Origin of the sequence: Streptomyces sp. NPDC002130, from assembly GCF_040296465.1 — a bacterium.
Classification (GTDB): domain Bacteria; phylum Actinomycetota; class Actinomycetes; order Streptomycetales; family Streptomycetaceae; genus Streptomyces.
In genome coordinates this window covers 1-1,132 of record NZ_JBEOXI010001125.1, presented here as the reverse complement: position 1 = coordinate 1,132, position 1,132 = coordinate 1, and the positions used below count along the sequence as shown (strand labels likewise).

Genomic DNA, 1,132 nt, shown 5'->3' with positions numbered 1-1,132 from the left:
ACCCTGTCCGAAACCGGCCTGCCAGCGCCCGAAAAGTCGCGTATATCACCTCGATCCGTCCTGCCTCTCGGCCCCGGAACATACACGCCAGATGCACGGCAACCGCACGCCAGACGTCTATTAAGACCGTTTTGTAACCTTTTGCACCAAGCGAGAGAAGGCTCACGCGGGAGCGTGTACCCACACAGCGAGGCTTTCGTGACGATGGTCGAAACCGGCTGGCTGTAGAGGTTCGAGCAGCTATTGCGTTCCTGGGATTCGTACCCCTAAGTACATCTGGACGGGGTAGTCGCCGCGCATTTCCGTGTGTACTTGGACGTGAACGCGGTATTCCTCGCCGGTGTCGGCATCGCGCAGGTGCATGAATGGCTGATGCCGGCCGAATCGGACGTCCTCTTTGTCCCACAGGCGCCGAAAGGCGGGGAACTGGCTCAGTTCTTGCAGGGTTTCGATTGCCCATTCAGGGTTGTAATAGCGTCCCATCAACGCGCGGAACCAGTTCACCGTCAAGGCTGTCTCGGCTTCCCACTCCGCCATGACGTGCTTGGACTGTGGTGTGGAGAAGAGCCAGCGCAAAACATTGCCGTCGTCGAGAAGTCCTGGAAAGGCGCGATCGTAGGCAGCGTTGCATTCGATGACATTCCATCGCTCGTCCAGGTAGGCCACCAAATGTGGATTGAGCGCTGTGATCACCGTGCGCATCTCGGGTGTGACGAGTGATCGGTACTGGTCGATCGTCCACGGGGTGGTCGATGTTTCCCGTTCGGTTTGAGTGCGGCGAGCAAGGTTGTACAGGTGTCGGCGCTGGGCCGGATCGAGGCTGAGTACTCGGGAAACGTCTTCGAGGAATTTGACCGAAGGATGCGCAGATTCGTTACGTTCGACCTGCGTGATATGGCTCACGCTCCAGTACAGTTTCGCGGCAAATTCAGTCCTGGTCAGACCGCCCGGCTGCTGCGGCGTGGATCTGGTGCGCAACGCGCGAAGGTAATCGCCCAGGTTGGGCGGGCGGACGTTGTCCATGCATGACCTTTCGCGCCGTGCTCTCCGGCCCCTCCGGGGTCGGAAAGAGCACGGTCGTCGCTCATATGCGCAAGGAACACCCCGAGGTCTGGCTCTCGGTGTCGGCGAC

General features: G+C 59.9%; 1 protein-coding gene. It reads right to left on the bottom strand.

The genetic code is table 11. From position 1 onward, the window contains the following. Positions 1-240: 240 nt before the first annotated feature. Positions 241-1,023, bottom strand: a complete 783-nt coding sequence (locus ABT116_RS48955) for a helix-turn-helix domain-containing protein (RefSeq protein WP_003944262.1) — start codon at positions 1,021-1,023, stop codon at positions 241-243. Between the last annotated feature and the right edge of the window lie 109 nt (positions 1,024-1,132).

What these genes read in the sequence shown, in the direction of transcription:
- ABT116_RS48955 (WP_003944262.1), bottom strand. Translation starts at nt 1,023, where the DNA reads ATGGACAACGTCCGCCCGCCCAACCTGGGCGATTACCTTCGCGCGTTG.